5 protein-coding genes are annotated in these 3,229 nt (G+C 67.2%); 1 reads left to right on the top strand and 4 read right to left on the bottom strand.

What is annotated here, in order from left to right; all coding sequences use genetic code 11:
* From AAG801_RS41215 to AAG801_RS41200, 4 genes are all read right to left on the bottom strand, one after another.
* Positions 1-459 (bottom strand): FAD-binding oxidoreductase (locus AAG801_RS41215; RefSeq protein WP_341893651.1); only part of this gene is annotated, 459 nt, incomplete at its 3' end.
* Between the two features lie 5 nt (positions 460-464).
* Positions 465-1,211 (bottom strand): amino acid ABC transporter ATP-binding protein, encoded by a 747-nt coding sequence (locus AAG801_RS41210; RefSeq protein ID WP_341893650.1) that lies wholly within the window; start codon positions 1,209-1,211, stop codon positions 465-467.
* Entirely contained in the window at positions 1,208-1,873 is a 666-nt protein-coding gene (ehuD, locus tag AAG801_RS41205) for an ectoine/hydroxyectoine ABC transporter permease subunit EhuD (protein ID WP_099792103.1), read from the bottom strand. Before ehuD ends, AAG801_RS41210 begins: the two co-directional genes overlap by 4 nt.
* 1 nt (position 1,874) lies before the next feature.
* A complete protein-coding gene (locus AAG801_RS41200; protein ID WP_341893649.1) occupies positions 1,875-2,663 on the bottom strand; it encodes an ABC transporter substrate-binding protein in 789 nt (262 codons plus the stop codon).
* 176 nt (positions 2,664-2,839) lie between these two features.
* Between AAG801_RS41200 and AAG801_RS41195 the strand changes: the two genes are divergently transcribed.
* On the top strand, positions 2,840-3,229 hold a 390-nt coding region (locus AAG801_RS41195; protein WP_341893648.1), incomplete at its 3' end, for a helix-turn-helix domain-containing protein.

Raw genomic sequence — 3,229 nt, 5'->3', positions numbered from 1 at the left:
GGGCACGCCGCGACGCTCCCATTGCCGTGCACGCGCGTGCAGCCCGCCGACGTGCTTCGGCGAATAGGCCACCTGCAGCCAGCCGTTGCGCACGGGCTGGCAGTCGATGCCATGGCGCGCGATGAGGTCGAACACCAGGTCGGCGGAGTGCGACACGGCCTCGATGAGCGGCTCGGCGCGCGCCGAGCCGTAAAGCCGCACGAGGTCGTCGGGGTCGTGCTTGAGCGAGGGGTTCACCTGCCCGCCGTTGCGCCCCGAGGCGCCCCAGCCGGGCTCGCCGGCTTCGAGCACGCACACGCGCGCGCCCGCTTCGGCCAGGTGCAGCGCGGCGCTCAGGCCGGTGAAGCCGGCGCCCACGACCAGCACGTCGGCATGGCGCGATTCGGTCAGCGGCGGCGTGGGCGACGCGGCCGGCGCGGTGGCGGCCCACAGCGAAGGCGGCATGGCGATGGCGCTCATGTCGCTCATGCCGCTGCGCCCGTCGACGGATGCAGCACGCGGCGCAAAAAGTCTTGCGTGCGCGCATGACTCGGCGCGCCGAGCACCTGCGCGGCCGGGCCTTCCTCGACGATGCTGCCGCTGTGCAGGAAGCACACGCGGTCGGCCACCTCGCGCGCAAAACCCATCTCGTGCGTGACGACGATCATCGTCATGCCTTCGTCGGCCAGCGCGCGCATCACGCCCAGCACGTCGCCCACCAGCTCGGGGTCGAGCGCCGAGGTGGGCTCGTCGAACAGCATGGCCTCGGGCTTCATGGCCAGTGCGCGCGCAATGGCCACGCGCTGCTGCTGGCCGCCCGACAGTTGCGCGGGCCAGGCCTGCGCCTTCTCGGCCAGGCCGACCTTGGCCAGCAGCGCGAGCGCTTCGTCGCGGGCTTGCGCGGGCGGGCGCTTCTGCACGAAGACGGGGCCTTCCATCACGTTCTCCAGCACCGTGCGGTGCGGGAACAGGTTGAAGCGCTGGAACACCATGCCCATGCGGCTGCGCAGCCGGTGGATGGTGGGCGCCGCGCGGTCGACGCGCTCGCCGAAGGCGCGCACCTCGCCGCCTTCGTAAGACTCCAGCCCGTTGATGCAGCGAAGCACCGTCGACTTGCCCGAGCCCGACGGGCCGATGAGGCACACCACCTCGCCCGCATCCACGTGCAGGCTCACGCCCTGCAGCACGCGGTGCGCGCCGAAATTCTTTTCGAGTCCGCGGACGTCGATCATGGTTTCTTTCTCCCGGCGGCAAAGCGCTTCTCGAGCCGGCGCAGGCCCCACACCAGCGGCAGGCTCATGAGCAGGTAGAGCAGGGCGACCAGCGTGTAGACGGTCATGTTCTGGAAGGTGGACGAAGCGATGAGCTGGCCCGCGCGCGTCATCTCGGCCACGGTGATGGTGGACACCAGCGACGAGTCCTTCAGCATCATCACGAGCGTGTTGCCGTAGGGCGGCAGCGCGATGCGAAAGGCCTGCGGCAGGATCACGCGGCGCATGATCAGCATCGAGCGCATGCCCATCGCCTGCGCCGCTTCGCGCTGGCCCGGGTCGACCGCCTCGATGCCGGCGCGGAAGTTCTCCGCCTGGTAGGCCGAGTAGGCAATGCCCAGCCCGATCACGCCGGCCTGGAACGCCGTGAGCTCGACGCCGAACTCGGGCAGCACGAAGTAGATGTAGAACAGCTGCACGATGATCGGCAGCCCGCGGATCACGTTGATGACCACGTCGGCCGTGACCGACAGCGCGCGCACCGGCGACAGCTTCATCAGCGCAAAGGCCAGCCCGAGCACGCTGCTCAGCAGGAACGACAGCACGGTGACCTGCACCGTGACCACCGCGCCCTGCAGCAGGATGGGCAGGAACTCCTGCGCGTTCTGCAGGAAGCTGCTCATCTCAGATGCCCCACTTGCCCACGATGGCGGCCAGCGTGCCGTCGGCCTTGACCTTGGCGATGGCCTTGTTCAGGCGCTCGAGCGTCTGCGTGTCGCCCTTGCGCACCACCAGGCACACGTCGCCCACGTTCACGGACTTGTAGCTCTGCACCAGCTTGACGCCGTTGAAAGCGGCCTGGCGCAGCTGGTAGGCGATGACGGGCTGGTCGCCCAGGCCGGCCTTGATGCGGCCGAGCGACAGGTCGCGCGTCATGTCGGCCACCGAGTCGTAGCTGCGCACCTCCTTGAAGATGCCCTTCTTGTTGAGCATGTCCAGGAACACGGTGCCCACCTGCGCGCCGACCACCTCGCCCTTGAGTTCGTCGAGCGACACATAGGGGCGCGTGTCGCTGTCCTTGACGATCAGGCCTTCGCCGTAGGAATACACGGGGTCGCTGAAGTCGACCACCTCCTGGCGCGCGGGCGTCTTCAGCATGGCGGCCGAAATGATGTCGACCTTGCGCGCCGTGAGCGAGGGAATCAGCGCCGAGAACACCGTCTGCTGCACGTTCACGCTGAAGCCGCCCGCCTTGCCGACGGCCGTGACGGTGTCGACCATCATTCCCTGGATCGAGTTCGTCTTCACATCGAGGAAGGTGAAGGGCACGCCCGTGGCCGTGGCGCCCACGTTGTAGCTCGCAGGTGCGGGAGTGGCGGCGGGTGCCGCGCCCTGGGCACAGGCCAGCCCGACGCTGGCGGCCAGTGTCAGGCCCGTGGCCAGGCGATGAAGGTGACGAACGACTCGTTTCATGAGAGCACTCCTGAGGAAGAGGAAGGTGAAAGGATGGAAAAGAGAGACCGGAACCGATGCAGCATTCGTGCCAATAATCGATTGATTTGAATCTTCATTCAATTAATGAAAACCACTAGTCGCGTTTTAAGAATCGATATGCGATTCGATTGAGTCTTCCCGCTATACTCGAATCCATGGACGCCCCCCTCGAATCCGCCGTTCCGCAGGACGACAGCCCCAGCCTTCTGTTCAACCAGTCGCTGGAAAAAGGCCTGGCCGTGCTGTGCGCCTTCAGCGCCAGCCGCCGCACGATGACGCTGGCCGACGTGGCCGCCGCCACCGACATCACCAAGAGCTCGGCGCAGCGCATGGTGTTCACGCTCGAAAAGCTCGGCTACCTGCGCAAGCACCCGAAGACGCGGCGCTACCAGCTCACGCCCCGCGTGATGGAGATCGGCTTCAACTACCTCTCGGCCCATGCGCTGATCGACGTGGCCACGCCCTTCCTGTCGGAGCTCACCAAGGTCACGACCGAGACCACCTGCCTCACCGAGGCCGACGGGCTCGACATGGTCTCCGTGGCG

This window comes from Variovorax sp. YR752 (genome assembly GCF_943372545.1).
The sequence above is the reverse complement of the archived record's forward strand: the minus strand, read 5'-3'. Positions and strand labels throughout refer to the sequence as shown.